Below are 17,077 nucleotides of genomic sequence, written 5' to 3' on the forward strand. Positions count from 1 at the left end.
ATGTCTAGGGAATCTCCAGCACCTGGGCCGCGTAGGTGAGCCCCGCGCCGTATCCCAGGGTGAGCACGGTGCTCCCCGAGGGCAGTTCGCCGCGGCCGGCCATGCGCGAGAGCGCGAGAGGGACGGAAGCCGACGAAGTGTTGCCCGCCGTGACAATATCGCGGGCGATGATCGCCTGCGGTGCGCCCAGCTTGCGGGCGATGGACTCGACGATGCGCAGGTTGGCCTGGTGGGGGACGAACGCGGTCAGCTCCGTGGGCTCGACCCCCGCGCGCCGCAGCGCCTCCAGCGCCACCGAGTACAGCTGGGTGGTCGTCCACCGGAAGACCGCCTGGCCCTCCTGTGTGAGGTATTTGTTGTCGCGCAGGTGGATCTTGTCGGCCTGCTCGCCGGCGCTGCCCCACACCACCGGGCCGATGCCCGGGGTGTCGGCGGCCGAGATCACCGCCGCGCCCGCTCCGTCGGCGAAGATCACGCACGTGGTGCGGTCGTTCCAGTCGAGCCAGTCCGACAGCTTCTCCGAGCCGATGACGAGCACGTTGGTGGCCGATCCGGCGCGAACGGAGTCGGCGGCCAGGCCCAGCGCGTAGCAGAACCCGGCGCAGGCGGCGTTGACGTCGAAGGCGCCGGGCGCGCTGATCCCCAGCCGCGCGGCGACGCTGGCGGCGGCGTTGGGGATCTGGTCGATCTGGGTGCAGGTGGCGACGATCACCAGGTCGATGTCCGAGGGGGCCATGCCCCCTGCCGCCAGCGCCTTTCCGCCCGCGGCCACGGCCATGCTGACCACGGTGTCGTCGGCGCCCGCGATGCGGCGCTCCTTGATGCCGACGCGGCTCTGGATCCATTCGTCGGAGGTGTCCACCCGCCGGGCGAGGTCGTCGTTGGTGACGACGTTGCTGGGCTGGTACTCCCCGAGCGCGACCAGGCGCGCTCCGGGGGCCCCGGGGGTCAGGTTCATTCGGGCTGGCCTTCCTGGTCGACGGGGGTGCGACCGGCGTGCTCCTTGATCAGATCGCGTGCCGCGTCGAGGTCGTCGGGGGTCTTGACGGCCAGGCGCTCGACGCCGCGCAGCGAGCGCTTCGCCAAGCCGACCAGGGTTCCGGCCGGGGGAAGTTCGATGAGGGCGGTGACCCCGAGGTCCGCGAGGGTCTGGGTGCAGGAGTCCCAGCGGACCGGCGAGCTGATCTGCGAGACGAGCCGGTCGAGGTAGTCGCGCCCGCTGCCGACGACCGCGCCGTCGCGGTTGGAGAGCAGGCGGGTGCGGGGGTCGGCGACCTCGGTGGCCGCGGCGATCCGCTCGACGCGCTCCACCGCGGGTGCCATGTGGTGGGTGTGGAACGCTCCGGCCACCGACAGCGAGCGCAGCCGCGCACCCTCGGGGCGGTTCTCCGCGAGGGCCGCGAGCTGCTCGGTGGTGCCGGCGGCGACGATCTGCCCGGCGCCGTTGTCGTTGGCGGGGGTGAGGCCGGCGGCCTCCAGGGCGGCGAGGACGGTCGCGCGGTCGCCGCCGAGCACGGCGGTCATCCCGGTGGCGATGGCCGACGACGCCTCGGCCATGCCGCGCCCGCGCTCGGCGACCAGGCTGAGGGCGGCCTCGGGGCTGAGCACTCCGGCGACACCGGCGGCGGTGAACTCGCCGACGCTGTGCCCGGCGACGGCGTCGATCGCCCCGGGGGCGTCGTCGAGGTCGCCGAAGAGCGCGATGGCGGCGGCGAGGCCCGCGCCGACCAGCAGGGGCTGGGCGATCGCGGTGTCGCGGATCTCATCGGCATCGGCGACGGTGCCGCAGCGGGCGAGGTCGAGCCCGGCGACCTCCGACCACTGGTCGAACCGCTCGGCCATGCCGGGGAGTTCGAGCCATGGAGCGAGGAATCCGGGGACCTGGGCGCCTTGGCCGGGAGCAACGATTACAAGCACGACATCCACCTTGCCCTGTAGAACATCACCAGCTTGATGGGGACAACCACGAAGTTTAGAAGGCTCGATTTGTCGGGGTCCTACAAACAGGTTGCCGCGGGCCCCGATTCCAGTGGAACGGGTCACGTTGTGACCGCTCGGTACGCGCTCAATGGGGGTCTCCGGCGGCCGCGTCGTCGTTCCCGCACGTCGGCGGATGCCACTCTAGGGATGGTGAGCACAGATTCCACAGATCCGCGGGACGGGGACGACACGGAGGCCGGCCCGGGCGACCGCACCGACCACGAGGCCGCCGTGCGCGCGCAGACCGTCCAGCGCCTGGAACGGTCCATGGGGGCGATCGGCACGGCCGCCGTCGCCCGCATGGAGAGCAGGCTGTCGTGGTTCCGCCGGATGTCGGCGGAGGACCGCTCCTGGGTGGGGCTGGTGGCGCAGTCCGGCGTCGCGGCGTTCGTCGACTGGTTCAAGACCCCCGGGCGGGGCCGCCCGCCGATAACGGTCGAGGTCTTCGGCACCGCGCCGCGCGAACTCACCCGCTCGGTCACCCTCCTGCAGACCGTGGACATGATCCGGGTCGTCATCGACGTGGTGGAGAACCAGGTCGAGGAGCTGGCGGCCCCCGGGGGCCAGCAGCAGCTGCTGGAGGCGGTCCTGCGCTACACGCGCGAGGTGGCCTTCAGCTCCGCGAAGGTCTACGCGCGCGCCGCCGAGGCCCGGGGCTCCTGGGACGCCCGGCTGGAGGCGCTGATCGTCGACGCCCTCCTGCACGGCGACCACGAGGACGGGCTGCCGACCTGGGGGTCGGCGCTGGGCTGGTCGAAGACGCCGGTGATCGCCGTCGCCGGCGGGCTGAGCGGCCTCGACCGCGACGGCGTGCTCGACGACCTGCGCGCGACGGCCCGCCGCGGCGGCCACGACGTGATCGCCGGGGCGCAGGGCGAGCGCGTGGTCGTGGTGATCGGCCTGGCCGAGGACGCCGGCGACGGTACCGCGCGGCTGCGCGCGGCCGAAGCGCTGGCGGGGCTGTTCGGCGAGGGGCCGGTGGTGGTCGGGCCGCCGGCGCCCGACCTGCACGCGGCCGGGGAATCGGTGCGCGCCGCGGTCAGCGGGCTGCGGGCCGCCGTCGCCTGGCCCGACGCGCCGCGGCCCGTCGCGGCCGAGGACCTGCTGCCCGAACGGGCCCTGGAGGGGGACGCCGCCGCGCGCCGGCGGCTCGTGGACCTGATCTACCTGCCCCTGCGCGGAGCCGGGTCGCCGCTGCTGGACACGCTGTCGGTCTACCTGGAGCACGCGTCGTCCCTGGAGTCGACGGCCCGCATGCTGTTCGTCCACCCCAACACCGTCCGGTACCGGTTGAGCCGGATCGCGGAGCTGACCGGGTACCTGCCCTCCGACGGCCGCGGCTCGTTCGTCCTGCGGGTCGCGGTGACCCTGGGCCGGCTGACGGAGCGCGGGAGACCGGTGGCGGAGTGAGGGACGCCGCCGGTGCGCCGGCGCCGCGGTGGCCGCGCGCCACCCCGACCAGGCCGGACCGGCGGGTGGGGAGCGCTCGCGCGGGTCGCTGGGAAAAACTGCCTGATCTGGTGCGATTCATCGGGAACCTGAGGTTTTCGTCCGCCGTTGCCGGGGAGGAGGCACGGCGGGATCTGTTCCGGAACGAGCGCGTGGCGGTGCGTCATCCGGCGTCACCTGGAGAGCGGTAATTCACCGCGCGCGTACGTCAACCGGGGGCGGACCCCGGGCGTCCAGCCTCCTGGGAGATCGGGTCCTTTTGCGGGCCGGCCCGGTGTGCGGACGTGGAAATGCCGATAACGTGATCGGTGAGCGATTGGTCACGACCCGTGCACGATTCCGGTCGGCGGTTCCGGGCATCGCCGAATCCGGGGACGCGCTGGTCAGCGCCCTCGTCGGGGAGATCTCTCGCTCACGTGGTGGTAGCGCACGAGGATTGGGGGGTGCTTGGCTGTGGTGGTCGACAGGGCCGGAAAGCTGTACGCGAGATTGGTGGCGGCCGTTCAACGGCCGACCGAGTCCGGGCAGCTCTGGCGCCAAGTGCTCTTCTACCTGCCGGCCCCGATCCCGATCGTCGGCCTCGTGGCGCTCGTCGTCGGCGGCGGATTCTCCGCTCCGGGTGTGACCATCCTGCTGTCGGGGTCGGTCGCCGTTGCCTCGCTGCTGCTGGCGATCGTCGTGCAGCCCACGCCGCTGCCCGAAGGACTGTCCGCCGAGGCGTCGGTGCGCCGTTCGCTGCACCGGTTCCGGCAGATCACCGCGCTGCGCATCGCCCTCGCCCTGACCCCCATCGTCGTCGGCGCGGGCGCGTCCATCGCCGGCGGCGGCCTCTTCCCGGTGCTGGTGGCCCTGGTGCTGGCGTGGCCGCAGCTCGTGCTGGCCTCCCCGACCTTCTTCACCATCACCCGGGCCCGGCGCGCCATGGAGGACTGGGGCACCAAGGCCTACCTGTGGGCGGCGCTGGCACAGCCGGCCCCGGTCGAGTGGCCGTTCGTCACCCGCGGCGCGGCGCGCGTGCGCGCCTGGAACGCGGCCCGCGTGCGCCGGGCGGCCGAGTCCGGCTCCCGGCGGGAACAGGACGACGAAGAGGCCTCCTCGTCCGCCGCGTCCGCGGCGGACGACACCGCACTCGACCCCTCGGGGCTCCCCGAGCGCCTCGCGGTGCCCAGCGCCGAGCCGAAGGCCGAGCCCGCCAACCTCATCCCCGGGTTCCCCGCGGCCGGCACCACCCCCAGCCCGGCCCGGCGCATCCCGCGCACGACCCCCGGTGCCGTGCGCCGCAAGAGCCGCTCGGCGCGCCCCGTCCAGCGTCCCAAGACCAAGAGCTAAGAGCCGGCCCTCGGGTGCCGGGGGCCGTGCGCGGCCCCCGGCACCGTGGTGCGCGCCCCGGGCCCGCCGAGCCGCGCGGGCTCGGCGGCCCCGCGCCGACCGTCCCCGGCCCGGGCCCTCAGGAATCCGCGGACGCCCGCCCCTCGACCGTGTCGAGCGACCGCCCCCACTCCGGGTACATCGCCACCTTCTCCTCGTGCAGCGCCGCGACCCGCGCGCTGACACCCGGGTCCGGGTCGTCCGACATGCGCAGCCCCGAAAGCTTCGCGATGTGCGGCAGGATCACGTCGTCGCCGCCGATGTGGAGCGGGTCGTGCATGTACCGCTCCAGCGCCGCCAGGTCCGCCACCCCCGCGATGTAGGTGTGCGTGTAGCCGTCGTCGGGCAGGCGGAGGTCCTGGCCGACGGCCGAGAACGCCACGGACTCCAGTGACCCGGTGCGGCGCATGGCCGCCAGGACCTTCTCCTTGTCCTCATCGGTCGTTCCGTCTCTGAAGCCGAAGCGCAGGATGTTGACGATCACGGCGTGCTCCTCCATGCGGTTGTCTACCTGACGGTTCAGTCATATGAACCGCTGGGTTCAGTCTCACTCCGTTCCAGGAGTTGTGCAACCCGGGCCACTGAACTGAACCCATGGGTAAAGAATCGCTTCCGTATGCGCTACCATGCGGGGATGGCAGGAGTGACGGCTGCGGCCGGACGCGCGGCCCCGCGGGGGCGCATCGACAAGCGGCAGGCGATCCTGGACGCCGCCTTCACCGTCTTCGCCCGGCGCGGCTACGGCCAGGCGTGCGTGCGTGAGATCGCCGAGGTGGCGGGCGTCGCCAAGCCGACCGTCTACAACCACCTCAACGACAAGGAGACCCTGTTCCGCAACGCCATGGCCGCCGCGGCCGACTCGGTGATGGGGGAGAACCTCGCCGCCGCCGAGCGGCTGCGCGAACCCGGCGGCGATCCGCGGGCGGCCCTTGAGGACACCGCCCACCGGCTGATCCGCGTGTGCTGCTCGGAGCGCGCCCGCGCACTGCGCTGGCTGACCTATGAACAGGTCGCGCGCTTCCCCGATCTGATCGAGACCGTCCAGGAGCGCACGTCGGGCCGGCTCGGCGATGCCCTGGCCGACCGGTTCGCGCGCCTCTCGCTGGCGGGCCACCTGCGCCCGTGCGATCCCGCGCAGGCCGCCGAGCAGTTCCTCGCGCTGCTCACGGCACCGATGGAGGGCCGCTCCCGGCTGGGGACCCGCCCGGTCCCCGCCGCCGAGACCCGCGCCGTGTCCGATGCCGCGGTCGACACGTTCCTCCGCGCCTACGGGGCGTACGGCGCGCAGGCGGCCGCCGGGGCGTGATCCCCAGGGGCAGCGTCCCCGGCATCGCCCCTTAGGAGGCCGGGTTCCGGCGGGACTCCGCTGCGGCGAACGCCTCCACGAGCTGTTTCTCCGCGACGTCCAGGTAGTCGGCCAGCCGGGCCTCGGCGTCGGAGTGGCGGCCGGCCGCCAGCTCCTCGTAGATCCGCCGGTTCAGCTCCAGGTAGGGGGCGTGGTAGGCGCGCGGCTCGGCCATCACGTGGAACACCAGGCGCAGCTCCGCCAGGATCTGGCGCATGGTCTCGTCGATGCGCGGGCTGCCGCTCAGCGCGGCGATGGCCTGGTGGAAGTGCATGTTGGCGGTACCCAGCCCCCACCAGTCGCCCCTGTCGTAGGCCGCGGTGCCCGACGCCACGGCCGCGCCCACCGCGTCGACCGCGCCGGCCGGCGCCCCGGCCGCCCCGCGCAGGGCGGCGAGCTCCAGCGACCGCCGGACACGGAACAGGTCCACCACGTCGTCGAGGCCCGGGTGGGCGACGAACACACCGCGGTTGAACTCGTGGACGAGCAGCCGCTCGTGCCCTAGCAGCCGGAACGCTTCACGGAGCGTGTTGCGCGAGACCCGGAGCCTGCGGCCGACCTTCTCCTCCGACAGCCGGGTCCCAGGTGGTAGCGCCCCGTTGATGACGTACTCCCGCAGCCTGTCGGCGACCCGCTCGGCGGTACTCGACCGCTCCAGTTCCTCGCCGACGTCGGGTATCCCGTCGGCCCAGTCGCCCGCCACCGCCACACCGGCTCCCTGTTCTCGATTCCCCTGAGGGCCGGGGGTTGCGGCCCGCGTCCATTGTCACGGACGGTGTGCGCTCCTCCGCCCCCATGGGAGCGGCGGACGGCGACACGCGATCGTCACCTGGGGACACCTTCTGGAAATTGAAGTATTGGAGTATTGTTCAACAATACGACACTGTGGCCGCCGTCACTCGGCGGATGCCCCCGTACCCGTCCCTCGTCACCGCGGAGGCCCATGATGAGCGAGTCCCCCCAGGCGCCCCCTCGGCCGCGCGCCAAGCGCGTCGCCCTCAGCAGCGGGTTGCTCGGCGCGATGTTCCTGATGGCCACGAGCGCCATCGGCCCCGGCTTCATCACCCAGACCACCACGTTCACCGCCCAGCTCGGCGCCACCTTCGCGTTCGCGATCCTGGTGTCGATCCTCGTGGACATCGCCGTCCAGCTGAACATCTGGCGGGTCATCGGGGTCTCCGGCACCCGCGCCCAGGACCTCGCGAACAAGGTCCTGCCCGGCGCCGGATACCTGCTCGCCGTCCTCATCGTCTTCGGCGGGCTCGTCTTCAACGTGGGCAACATCGCCGGCACCGCGCTCGGCCTCGACGCGCTCGCCGGCGTCGACGCCCGGATCGCCGGGGCGGTCTCCGCGGCGCTGGCCATCGCGCTGTTCCTGGTCAAGCGCGCCGGCGCCGCCATGGACCGCATCTTGATCGGCCTGGGCCTGCTGATGATCGGCCTGACCCTCTACGCGGCGATCGTCTCCGACCCGCCGGTCGGCGACGCCCTGGTGCAGTCGGTCCTGCCCGAACGCCTCGGCTCCGACGTCTTCCTGGCGACGGTGACCATCATCGGCGGGACCGTCGGCGGCTACATCACCTACGCGGGGGCGCACCGCCTGGTGGAATCCGGCCAGACCGGGCGCGAGAACGTCGACGCCGTCGCCCGCACCTCGGTCACCGGCATCATCGTCACCGGCGTCATGCGCGTGCTGCTGTTCCTCGCGGTCCTCGGCGTGGTCACCGGCGGCGCCGCCATCCTCGACGCCCCCAACCCCCCGGCCGAGGCATTCCGCCAGGCCGCCGGAGAGGTCGGGCTGCGGCTGTTCGGCGTCATCATGTGGGCGGCGGCGATCACCTCCGTGATCGGCGCGTCCTACACCTCGATCTCCTTCGTCACCACCTTCTCCCCGCGGCTCGACCGCGCCAAGGGCTGGCTGGTCGCCGGGTTCATCGCCGTCTCCACCGTCATCTACCTGTTCCTGGGGCAGGCGCCCGCCACGCTGCTCGTGCTCGCCGGCGCCCTCAACGGCCTCATCCTCCCGGTCGGGCTGGGCATCATGCTCTGGGTGGCCGCACGCAGGTCGCACGACCTGCTGAGCGGGTACCGGTACCCGAAGTGGCTGCTGGGCATCGGCGTCGCGGCGTGGCTGCTCACCGTCTACATCGCCGCGAACGCCCTGACCGGCATCGCGGACCTGTGGCAGTGACGGCGGCCCCGACGAGCGGACCGGCACCGGCGAACGACCACGAGGAGGCAGGCGTGCACATCGACATCAATTCCGACATGGGGGAGAGCTTCGGCCGCTGGGAACTGGGCGATGACGACGCGCTGCTGTCCGTCGTCACCAGCGCCAACGTGGCCTGCGGGTTCCACGCCGGCGACCCGTCGGTGCTGCGGCGTACCTGTGAGGGGGCCGTCGCCCGGGGGGTCGCGATCGGTGCCCACGTGGGCTACCGCGACCTCGCCGGGTTCGGACGGCGCTTCGTCGACGTCCCGCCGAGCGACCTCGCTGACGACGTCGTCTACCAGATCGGCGCGCTGGACGCCTTCGCCCGCATCGCCGGCGACCGCGTCCGCTACGTCAAACCCCACGGCGCGCTCTACAACGCGATCGTCCACCACGAGGAGCAGGCCGCCGCGGTCGTCGCGGCGGTGCGCGCCTACGATCCATCGCTGCCCGTGCTGGGGCTGCCCGGGTCGGCGTGGCTGCGGCTGGCCGGTGACGCCGGGCTGCGCACGGTGCGCGAGGCGTTCGCCGACCGCGCCTACACCCCCGAGGGCACTCTCGTCTCGCGGCGCGAACCCGGCGCGGTGCTCGGCGACCCGGACCAGGTCGCCGCCCGGTGCCTGGACATCGTCGAAGGACGGCCCATCGCCGCGGTCGACGGCAGCACGGTCCGCATCGACGCCGACTCGCTGTGCGTGCACGGCGACAGCCCGGGCGCGGTGCGCATGGCCCGCGCCGTCGCGGACCGTCTATCGGGCGCCGGCGTGCGCATCGCCCCCTTCGCCGCCGCGGCGGCGGCCTGATGCGACCGGCCGGCCCGGACCTGACGCGATCGGCCGCCCCGGGATGGAGGCGGCCGACCGTGCGCGGCCGTCCCGGCTCCGCCCTGTGTCGTGCGTGTCTTGGGCGGTCGTTCTGGCAGGCGGTCGGCTACGCGACCGCGCCGTGCCGTGCGCACCTCAGGCGGCCGACCCGGCTGGCCGCGCGGGCCGCTATGCCGACCGTCCGCCCGTGGGAAGCGGCCGGCAGCGGCGGCGTCGGACCGTTGCGCCCGGCGCGGTCGGCCGTCGTCGAGAAGGGATGCCCATGCGTGTGCTGACGTGTGCCGACAGCGGAGTGCTCGTCGAGGTCGCCGACCTCGACGCGGCGCTGGCCTTGCAGGCCACCCTGGCGGGCATGCCGCTGCCCGGGGTCACCGACATCGTCCCCGCCGCCCGCACGGTCCTGCTGCGCGTCGAACCCGGCCGCGGCGACACCACGGCGATCGCGGCGGCGGTGAGCCGCCTGCGCCCCAGCCCCGGCCGCCGCACCGACCAGGGCGAGATCACCCTCGATGTCACCTATGACGGCGCCGACCTCGCCGACATCGCGGCGGCCACCGGGCTGACGGAGCGCGACGTCGTGGCCGCCCACACCGGGGCCGTGTGGACCGTCGCCTTCTGCGGGTTCGCGCCCGGCTTCGGCTACCTGGTGGGCGACGACCCGCGGCTGCGCGTACCGCGCCGCAAGGAGGCCCGCACCCGGGTCCCCGCCGGCGCGGTGGCGCTGGCCGGCGAGTTCACCGGGATCTACCCGCGCAGTTCCCCGGGCGGGTGGCAGCTGCTGGGCCGCACGGACGCCCCGATCTGGGACCTTGACCGCGATCCTCCGGGCATCCTCCGCCCGGGCGTCCGTGTCAGGTTCCGCGAGGTCTGACCCCCGTGCCATGGGATGCGGAGAGCGCGGGCCCTCCGGGCGCCGGGATACCGTCCCGCGACGTGTGCCCGGCCGCCTGCAACGGGCTCGGCACCGCATTCCACGGGAGCGAGGGGATCTCTACAAAAATCTACAACGCAAAGGTGGCGGCTGTAGTTCTCCGGTGGCCGGCGGTGGAGCGCCACAGGCGACCGGACAGGGTCACCCGCCGACCGCGCCCACCGGATCCCCGCACATACCCGGGATGGTCGTGGCCTGGAGCGGAGCCGACGCCGGGCGCGCCGCCGCGGGGCCAGCGCTGTGCGGTGGGGGAGGATCGTCCTCACAGCGGTGGCGATCGCATCTGCCTTCCAGCGGCGGCCGTCCGGCAAAAAGGGGTGGCCGTTCGGCAGAGGGGTGGCCGTCCGCCGTCCGGTGGGAGCACCGGTACACGGAGCGCGCCGCGGGCGGCCGGATCCCGACCGCCGGCGGTCCCGCCGCGCGGAGAGCCCGGAGACCGCGGTGCGCTGGCCCGGACGGACGCTGCGGACGGCCGCACCCAGGTACACCCAGTACGCACGTAGGACAGGCGCGGCCCGGCCGGCCGCGCCCGGCAGGAGGGAGACGGGCGCCACGATGGCAGCCCTTGAAGTGCTGGAGACCGGACCGTTCACCACGGTGCAGGACGCCGGAAGGTACGGCCACGCCGCGCTCGGCGTAGGGCGTTCGGGCGCCGCCGACATCGGGGCCTACGCCCTGGCCAACCGGCTGGTCGCGAACCCGCTCGGTGCGGCCGCGCTGGAGGTCACCTACGGCGGCCTGCGCGTGCGCGCCCATGGTGCGCTCACCCTTGCCGTCACTGGGGCGACCTGCCCCGTCGACGCGGGCGGGCGCGGCGGTGCCACCGACTGCGTCCTGCGCCTGGCCGACGGGGCCGAGCTGCGGCTGGGCGCCCCCGCCCGCGGCCTGCGCAGTTACGTCGCGGTGCGCGGGGGCATCGAGGTCCCGCCGGTCCTCGGCTCGCGCAGCACCGACACCCTCGCCGGGCTCGGGCCCGACCGGCCGGTTCCTGGGGCGCTGCTGCCGGTCGGGGCGGCCCCTGAGGGATTTCCGGCCGTGGACCAGGCACCCGTCCCGGCTCCGCCCGGGGACGACCTCCGCCTGCGGGTCGTGCTGGGCCCCCGTGACGACTGGTTCACCCCGGAGGCGGTGGAGACCCTGCTCACCCGCCCCTACACGGTGACCGACCGCAGCGACCGCGTCGGAGCCCGCCTATCGGGCCCCGCGCTTCCGCGGACCCGGCACGACGAGCTGCCCAGCGAGGGCATGGTCCCCGGCTCCGTACAGATTCCCGCGGACGGCGACCCCGTCCTGTTCCTCGCCGACCACCCGGTCACCGGCGGCTATCCGGTGATCGCCGTGGTCACCGCCGCCGACGTCGCCCGCGCCGCCCAGGCACGCCCCGGTACCCGCCTGTGGTTCCACCGTTGACGACCAGAGGCCCCACGTTGCCCCACGCCGGAGTGCCTCGGGGCGGACAGGACCCGTTACCGGGGCGGACCCCTCTGGCCGACACGGCCCGGACCGCCGGTTCCTCCGCCGCGGCACGCGCGGGAGACGATCCGGGGCGAGAGAGGCGGTCCGCGGGGCGGGCGGGCCGATGGCGCGTTCCGGCAGGAGTCGGAAGGGCCCGCCGTCGATGTCGTCCGCGCTGTGCTCCTGCCCCGGGGCCTCCAGGCGGGCAGGGTCCGTTGTCGGGGCGGATGCCTGTGGCCGGGGCGGTCCGGGGCCGGGTGCTCCGCTGCGGCATGCGCGGGATGCCGGTCCGGCACGGGAAGCCGGACCGATGCCGCGTTCCGGCGGGAGCCGGAAAGGGCCCGCCGGCGCGTGCGCAGCCGTGTCGTCCTCCGTGTGGCCCTTCCTCCGGGCGCTTTCAGCCCGGCGCGTCCGCGCGTCGGGCAGGCGAACCTTTTGAGCCCCACCGCCGAGACCACCACCACGCCCGCACCGGCGGGCCGCGGGTCCCGTCGGCCCCGCAGCCGGTCGGCACCGGCCCCCGAACGAAAGGCAGGGATCGTATGACACCGACATCGAAATCGACACCGCAGACTCCGGCGCCCGCTCTGGCCGCCGCGCTGGAACCCGGGCGCGCACGGGAGCTGTTCCGGTCCGGGCTGGCCGTGCCGACGTCCGGCTACGCCGCCGGATACACCCAGGCCAACCTGATCGCGCTGCCGCGAGACATCGCGTTCGACTTCCTGCTGTTCGCCCAGCGCAACCCGAAGTCCTGCCCGGTGCTGGACGTCACCGACCCGGGCGAGGTGAGCGCGTCGATCTTCGATGGCGACCTGCGCACCGACCTCCCCGCCTACCGTGTGTACACCGACGGTGTCCTGACCGCGGAGACGACCGACGTGCGCGACGCGTGGCGCGACGACCTCGTCGCGTTCCTCATCGGGTGCAGCTTCACCTTCGAGACCCCGTTGCTGGAGGCCGGGGTCCCGGTCCGCCACATCGAGACCGGCGGCAACGTCCCGATGTACCGGACCGACCGCCCCTGTCGTCCCGCGGGGCGGCTTTCGGGGCCGCTCGTGGTGTCCATGCGCCCCATCCCCGCCGACCGGGTGGCCGACGCCGTACGCATCACCTCGCGCTACCCCGCCGTGCACGGCGCCCCGGTGCACGTGGGCGACCCGGCGGCGCTGGGGATCGCCGACCTCGGCCGCCCCGACTTCGGCTCCCCGGTCGAGGTGCGCCCGGGAGAGGTCCCGGTGTTCTGGGCCTGCGGCGTCACCCCCCAAGCGGCGGTCATGGCCTCCCGCCCCGAGTTCGCGATCGCCCACGCTCCGGGCCACATGGCCATCACCGATATCCGCGACTCCGCCTACCAGGTGCCGTGACCGCTGCCGGCGCTGCGCGGGGCCGCGGACCGCGCCGGAGCCCCGCCCGAACCCCCCGCCGCGCCCGGGATGCGGCCCGGTCGACCCCACCGCACCGTGCCCGCTCCTCCAGCGCCGGGACACGGTCCGGAGGCGACCCCGTTGCACGGATCACGGGCGCGGCGCCGACCGCCTTTCGGACACCCTTGAACGGACACGAACCGGCCGCCAGCCCCGGCCGAAACCAACCGGAATGCGGAATCCGCTCAGCCCGTCAGGCGGTGGCCGCCCGGCCGTGTGACGACGGGCCGTGCCGTCGGAGCCAGGCCAGCCGGGCCCTCCTCCGACACGGTGTGCCGAGGGTCGGGGGAGTGGGACCACGACACCTCGGCGGCGCGGCCGTCCAGGGTCAGCGCCGCCAGGGAGTTGTCGTACCAAGGGCCGCCGTCGAGCCGCCAGTCGAGAACGGGGCGGCGGGCCCCGGCGGCGCGCGCCAGGACCGCACCCACGAGCGCGGTGGCCGCGCTCGTGGCCAGCCGGGTGATCCGGCGCAGCACCGGGGGCATCCGGTTGCACGTCGGCGAGCAGACGAGCTGAACGATCGCGGTGCCCGTGCCGCGGGCCTCCCCCGCGCGCACGCGGGCCCGCGCCAGGTAGGAGAAGTGCACGTCGCCGCCGAGGAACAGCACGCTCGCGGGGGGCTCGCCCCGCTCACCCGCCGCCACCCCCGCCACGGCGTCGCCGAGCGCGTGGAACGACGTCTGGAAGGCGGCCCAGTGCTCCAGGTCGACCTCCCGCCGCAGCTTCTCCCCTGGGCCGCGCAGCCACCGTCCCCACGCGCCCGCGCACACGGCCTCGTTCCACGCCTCCAGGTGGTGCACCGCCTTGGGCAGCAGGAACGGCAGGGAGCTCGCCACCACGAGGTGGTCGACGCCGCCGGTGACCTGCCGATCGAGCCAGGCGGTGCCGTCGGCGCCCAGGATGGTGCGGCGGGTGTCGTCGGCGACGTCGCGCCCGCATCGGGTGTCGACCATGAGGATCCGGCTGCGCCCGATGTCGTAGCGGTAGCTCCAGAGGTAGTGGGCGGGGTCGTCGTCGGCGCGGGCGGCGAACGCGTCGAGGATCGGCGCCGCGTCGCCGTCGGCTATCGCCACGTCGGCGAACACCGGGTCGGCGGCCCGCAGGTCCCCCGAGAGATTCCCGAGGTGCTGGTAGACCCAGTAGGCGCCGATTCCGGAGGTGATCCGGGTCCGCCACCACGCCCGGGCCGCGATGTCGCGCCGCCAGGCCCCGGAGGTGTTCCAGTCGTCGCGGATGTCATGGTCGTCGAACATCATCAGCGTGGGCACCGTGGACAGCAGCCACCGCAGGTCGGGGTCGGACCAGGCATGGCGGTACAGCTCCGCGTACTCGTCGAAGAACACGACCTCGTCGTCGGGCGGCCCATCGGCGCCGTCCGCATCAGCGTCCGGGGCCGCGTCCGTGCCGGTGTCCGCCTCCGCGTCGGTGGCGCCGGGCGTTCCGGTCGCCCCGGTCGCCTTGGGCGCGCCGGGGCGCCGCCGGTGCTCGGCCAGGAACGCCTTCATGCGCGGCTGGATCTCGTCGGCGTAGATCTGGTCGCCGATGAGGAGCAGCAGCGACGGCTCACTGTCGTCGGCCGCGCCCTCGCCGCAGCGCAGATCGGCCAGGCGCAGTGCGTAGGCGCGGAGCATGTCGACCCCGTAACGGGCCACGGCCCGCGCCGAGTGGTCGGTGCTGGTGTGGCAGGAGCCGAACATGATGCGGGCGGGGGCGTCGTGGTCCACGGTCCGCACGAGGCTCGGCGGATACGCGGAGTCCGGCTCCGGCCACGCCACGGCGTCGTCGATACGCACCTCGTAGGGCAGCATGGCGCCCGGCGGCAATCCCGTCAGTTCGCACACGGCGTAGTGGTGTCCGTGCACGGTGAAGGTGTCGGCGCCCGCGGTATGCCAGCTCGTGGCGACCGTCACCCGGCAGGGGGAGTCGGTCTCCACCCAGATCGTCGCCGTCGTGTCCGTGACATGCCGCAGCATCGGACCCAGCCGCAGACCAGCGCCCATGTCGGTCCCTCCACCTCCGCTCATCGGTCCCCGGCCGGGGCGGGACGGCCCGCCCGGTCCGGGGCGTCATCGAGTATGGCGGGAAGGCGGCGCGGAGTCACCCGGCCCGATCGCGGGCGGCGGCCGGGTGCGGGAACGCGCGGCGCGGGGAGGGCGAAGGGCCGACGGGATCCAGCCCGTGTCCACCAGCGGCGAACGCCAGGGGCCGGGAGGGTTGAAGCACCGGCCAACCTGGGTAATCGTTGGCGCATGCGGACAGAACTTCTCGACCTGCCCACGGGCCGGTCCGAGAGCATCACCGATATCACCGGAGCGTCCCGGCACTTCGTCGCGGGAGCGGGCGGGGACGGGCTCCTCCACGTCTTCGTCCCGCACGCGACAGCGGGCGTGGCGATCATCGAACTCGGCGCGGGTTCCGACGACGACCTGCTCGCGGCCCTGCGGGACCTGCTCCCGGCCGACGACCGGTGGCGGCACCGGCACGGGTCACCGGGCCACGGGCGCTCCCACGTGATGCCGGCGCTCATCCCGCCCTACGCGACCGTTCCCGTGCTCGACGGCCGGCTGCAGCTGGGAACATGGCAGTCCATCGCCGTCGTGGACCTCAACGTGGACAATCCTGACCGTCAGGTTCGGCTTTCGTTCTTGACGAGCCCGTCTGACGGAGCAGGATGGTAGGTGAAGGAACCGCGAGGCGGGTGACGCGTTGACGGATCAGGCTCCCAGCGTGTGAACTTAGCCAGCAACAGCGGGATCGACCCGGTAACCGGGACCGCGAACCGCCGAGCCCCGACGCAGTGTCACGGCCGGCAGAACAGAAAAAGTGTGGAGGAGGACTTTCGTGAGCGCGACCGCGGGCCAGGCACAAAGCGAACGTGGCCTGGCCGATCGACTCGGATTCAAACCGGGTCAGGTGGTGCAGGAATACGGTTTCGACGACGACGTGGACGAGCAGCTTCGCGCGTCGATCGCCGAGCGCACCGGTGAAGAGCTGGTCGATGAGAGCTACGACGGCGTCGTGGACGCCGCACTGTTGTGGTGGCGGAGTGACGAGGAGGACGACCTCACCGACGTCCTCGTCGACGTTCTGGGCGCGGTCGAGGGCGGCGGCATCATCCTGGTGCTGACCCCGAAGGCCGGACGCGAGGGCCACGTGTCACCGAGCGATGTCGCGGAGGCGGCGACCACCTCCGGGCTGTCTCAGACCAGTGCCGTGAGCGCCGGCGCCGACTGGTCGGGCACCCGGCTCGTCGTTCCCAAGATGCAGCGCTGACTCGATCCTGTGGTGCCGGGGCACAGCAGCCCCGTGATGGTCCGCCCCGCAGCGGACCTTGAGGAGTGCCGCCCGCCCTTGGGGGGCGGGCGGCACCGTTGGCGTGCCGGTGGTCGGCAGCCGGCGAGAACCCCTAGGCGTGGCGAAGAGGGCGTGGGGGTATGGCGTGGGGACAGATGTGGGGGAAGGGACTGGGGGGATGACGGTGGCGGCGTCCATCGACACCGGGCGCACCGCGCCCGACTTCGAGCTGGCCGATCAGCACGGCCAGGCGGTGCGGCTCTCGGACTTCGCGGGGCGCAAGAACGTGCTGCTGGTGTTCTACCCGCTGGCGTTCTCGGGCGTGTGCGAGGGGGAGCTGTCCGCGCTTCGCGAGAACCTGGGGGAGTTCCAGAACGACGACGTGCAGCTGCTCAGCGTCTCGGTCGACTCCATGTTCGCCCACCGGGTCTGGGCAGACCGGGAGGGACTGGAGTTCCCGCTGCTGTCGGACTTCTGGCCGCACGGGGCGGTCGCCTTGGAGTACGGCGTGTTCGACGACACCCGCGGCGTGGCGGTGCGGGGCACCTTCCTGATCGACAAGGAGGGCGTCGTCCGCTGGAAGATCATCAACCCGATCTCCGAGCCCCGCGACATCGACACCTACCGCAAGGCCCTCGCTGCCTTGACCTGACCCATCACCTTCAGCAACCGCCCTGGGGACCGGCTCTCCGGCTTCGGGCCGTGGCCCTCCGGCTTCGGGCCCGGCACGGTGGACGCGGACGCGCTTCAGACGGTCCCGCCCGCCGAGAACGGCTCGCGCCTTTGCGCCCGTGC

The 17,077-nt window shown here is 73.5% G+C and carries 16 protein-coding genes; 11 read left to right on the forward strand and 5 right to left on the reverse strand.

The window, feature by feature from the left end; translation table 11 throughout:
- Positions 1 to 4 precede the first annotated feature (4 nt).
- On the reverse strand, positions 5 to 958 hold the full coding sequence (locus ACFO4E_RS15475; protein ID WP_378575265.1) for a beta-ketoacyl-ACP synthase III: 954 nt from the start codon (positions 956 to 958) through the stop codon (positions 5 to 7).
- Entirely contained in the window at positions 955 to 1,917 is a 963-nt protein-coding gene (locus ACFO4E_RS15480) for an ACP S-malonyltransferase (protein ID WP_378575267.1), read from the reverse strand. Before ACFO4E_RS15480 ends, ACFO4E_RS15475 begins: the two co-directional genes overlap by 4 nt.
- A 210-nt stretch (positions 1,918 to 2,127) precedes the next feature.
- On the opposite strand from ACFO4E_RS15480, the gene ACFO4E_RS15485 reads away from it, so the two are divergent.
- A complete protein-coding gene (locus ACFO4E_RS15485; protein ID WP_378575269.1) occupies positions 2,128 to 3,390 on the forward strand; it encodes a PucR family transcriptional regulator in 1,263 nt (420 codons plus the stop codon).
- Positions 3,391 to 3,882: 492 nt separating this feature from the next.
- A complete protein-coding gene (locus tag ACFO4E_RS15490; RefSeq protein WP_378575537.1) occupies positions 3,883 to 4,758 on the forward strand; it encodes a hypothetical protein in 876 nt (291 codons plus the stop codon).
- Between the two features lie 118 nt (positions 4,759 to 4,876).
- Here the strand turns inward: ACFO4E_RS15490 and ACFO4E_RS15495 are convergent, their stop codons facing one another.
- On the reverse strand, positions 4,877 to 5,296 hold the full coding sequence (locus tag ACFO4E_RS15495; RefSeq protein WP_378575271.1) for a Dabb family protein: 420 nt from the start codon (positions 5,294 to 5,296) through the stop codon (positions 4,877 to 4,879).
- 135 nt (positions 5,297 to 5,431) lie between these two features.
- On the opposite strand from ACFO4E_RS15495, the gene ACFO4E_RS15500 reads away from it, so the two are divergent.
- On the forward strand, positions 5,432 to 6,103 hold the full coding sequence (locus ACFO4E_RS15500) for a TetR/AcrR family transcriptional regulator (RefSeq protein ID WP_378575273.1): 672 nt from the start codon (positions 5,432 to 5,434) through the stop codon (positions 6,101 to 6,103).
- A 31-nt stretch (positions 6,104 to 6,134) separates the two neighbouring features.
- Here ACFO4E_RS15500 and ACFO4E_RS15505 read toward each other — a convergent pair whose 3' ends face one another.
- Positions 6,135 to 6,845: a GntR family transcriptional regulator gene (locus tag ACFO4E_RS15505; RefSeq protein ID WP_378575539.1), complete on the reverse strand. Its 711-nt coding sequence runs from the start codon at positions 6,843 to 6,845 to the stop codon at positions 6,135 to 6,137.
- 243 nt (positions 6,846 to 7,088) lie between these two features.
- On the opposite strand from ACFO4E_RS15505, the gene ACFO4E_RS15510 reads away from it, so the two are divergent.
- The 5 genes from ACFO4E_RS15510 (at position 7,089) to ACFO4E_RS15530 (ending at position 12,928) form a co-directional block, all read left to right on the forward strand.
- Positions 7,089 to 8,333 (forward strand): NRAMP family divalent metal transporter, encoded by a 1,245-nt coding sequence (locus ACFO4E_RS15510; protein ID WP_378575542.1) that lies wholly within the window; start codon positions 7,089 to 7,091, stop codon positions 8,331 to 8,333.
- A 53-nt stretch (positions 8,334 to 8,386) separates the two neighbouring features.
- Positions 8,387 to 9,157, forward strand: a complete 771-nt coding sequence (locus tag ACFO4E_RS15515) for a LamB/YcsF family protein (protein ID WP_378575276.1) — start codon at positions 8,387 to 8,389, stop codon at positions 9,155 to 9,157.
- Positions 9,158 to 9,440: 283 nt separating this feature from the next.
- The gene (locus tag ACFO4E_RS15520; RefSeq protein ID WP_378575279.1) at positions 9,441 to 10,049 is read left to right on the forward strand and encodes a 5-oxoprolinase subunit B family protein; all 609 of its coding nucleotides are present in this window, start codon (positions 9,441 to 9,443) and stop codon (positions 10,047 to 10,049) included.
- 615 nt (positions 10,050 to 10,664) lie between these two features.
- Positions 10,665 to 11,519 (forward strand): 5-oxoprolinase subunit C family protein, encoded by an 855-nt coding sequence (locus tag ACFO4E_RS15525; RefSeq protein WP_378575282.1) that lies wholly within the window; start codon positions 10,665 to 10,667, stop codon positions 11,517 to 11,519.
- A 587-nt stretch (positions 11,520 to 12,106) separates the two neighbouring features.
- Entirely contained in the window at positions 12,107 to 12,928 is an 822-nt protein-coding gene (locus tag ACFO4E_RS15530; RefSeq protein WP_378575285.1) for a putative hydro-lyase, read from the forward strand.
- Between the two features lie 245 nt (positions 12,929 to 13,173).
- On the opposite strand, the gene ACFO4E_RS15535 is transcribed toward ACFO4E_RS15530, so the two are convergent.
- Complete coding sequence (locus ACFO4E_RS15535; protein ID WP_378575287.1) at positions 13,174 to 14,988, reverse strand: alkaline phosphatase D family protein; 1,815 nt, start codon at positions 14,986 to 14,988, stop codon at positions 13,174 to 13,176.
- A 249-nt stretch (positions 14,989 to 15,237) separates the two neighbouring features.
- On the opposite strand from ACFO4E_RS15535, the gene ACFO4E_RS15540 reads away from it, so the two are divergent.
- The 3 genes from ACFO4E_RS15540 (at position 15,238) to ACFO4E_RS15550 (ending at position 16,934) form a co-directional block, all read left to right on the forward strand.
- Positions 15,238 to 15,666 (forward strand): YjbQ family protein, encoded by a 429-nt coding sequence (locus tag ACFO4E_RS15540; protein WP_378575290.1) that lies wholly within the window; start codon positions 15,238 to 15,240, stop codon positions 15,664 to 15,666.
- A gap of 163 nt (positions 15,667 to 15,829) precedes the next feature.
- Complete coding sequence (locus tag ACFO4E_RS15545) at positions 15,830 to 16,261, forward strand: DUF3052 domain-containing protein (RefSeq protein WP_378575293.1); 432 nt, start codon at positions 15,830 to 15,832, stop codon at positions 16,259 to 16,261.
- Positions 16,262 to 16,460: 199 nt separating this feature from the next.
- On the forward strand, positions 16,461 to 16,934 hold the full coding sequence (locus tag ACFO4E_RS15550; RefSeq protein ID WP_378575295.1) for a peroxiredoxin: 474 nt from the start codon (positions 16,461 to 16,463) through the stop codon (positions 16,932 to 16,934).
- Positions 16,935 to 17,077: the final 143 nt, after the last annotated feature.

It is taken from the genome of Nocardiopsis mangrovi (assembly GCF_042653925.1).
Classification (GTDB): domain Bacteria; phylum Actinomycetota; class Actinomycetes; order Streptosporangiales; family Streptosporangiaceae; genus Nocardiopsis_B; species Nocardiopsis_B mangrovi.

What these genes read in the sequence shown, in the direction of transcription:
- ACFO4E_RS15475 (WP_378575265.1), bottom strand. Translation starts at nt 958, where the DNA reads ATGAACCTGACCCCCGGGGCCCCCGGAGCGCGCCTGGTCGCGCTCGGG.
- ACFO4E_RS15485 (WP_378575269.1), top strand. Translation starts at nt 2,128, where the DNA reads ATGGTGAGCACAGATTCCACAGATCCGCGGGACGGGGACGACACGGAG.
- ACFO4E_RS15495 (WP_378575271.1), bottom strand. Translation starts at nt 5,296, where the DNA reads ATGGAGGAGCACGCCGTGATCGTCAACATCCTGCGCTTCGGCTTCAGA.
- ACFO4E_RS15500 (WP_378575273.1), top strand. Translation starts at nt 5,432, where the DNA reads ATGGCAGGAGTGACGGCTGCGGCCGGACGCGCGGCCCCGCGGGGGCGC.
- ACFO4E_RS15510 (WP_378575542.1), top strand. Translation starts at nt 7,089, where the DNA reads ATGAGCGAGTCCCCCCAGGCGCCCCCTCGGCCGCGCGCCAAGCGCGTC.
- ACFO4E_RS15520 (WP_378575279.1), top strand. Translation starts at nt 9,441, where the DNA reads ATGCGTGTGCTGACGTGTGCCGACAGCGGAGTGCTCGTCGAGGTCGCC.
- ACFO4E_RS15525 (WP_378575282.1), top strand. Translation starts at nt 10,665, where the DNA reads ATGGCAGCCCTTGAAGTGCTGGAGACCGGACCGTTCACCACGGTGCAG.
- ACFO4E_RS15530 (WP_378575285.1), top strand. Translation starts at nt 12,107, where the DNA reads ATGACACCGACATCGAAATCGACACCGCAGACTCCGGCGCCCGCTCTG.
- ACFO4E_RS15535 (WP_378575287.1), bottom strand. Translation starts at nt 14,988, where the DNA reads ATGGGCGCTGGTCTGCGGCTGGGTCCGATGCTGCGGCATGTCACGGAC.
- ACFO4E_RS15540 (WP_378575290.1), top strand. Translation starts at nt 15,238, where the DNA reads ATGCGGACAGAACTTCTCGACCTGCCCACGGGCCGGTCCGAGAGCATC.
- ACFO4E_RS15550 (WP_378575295.1), top strand. Translation starts at nt 16,461, where the DNA reads ATGACGGTGGCGGCGTCCATCGACACCGGGCGCACCGCGCCCGACTTC.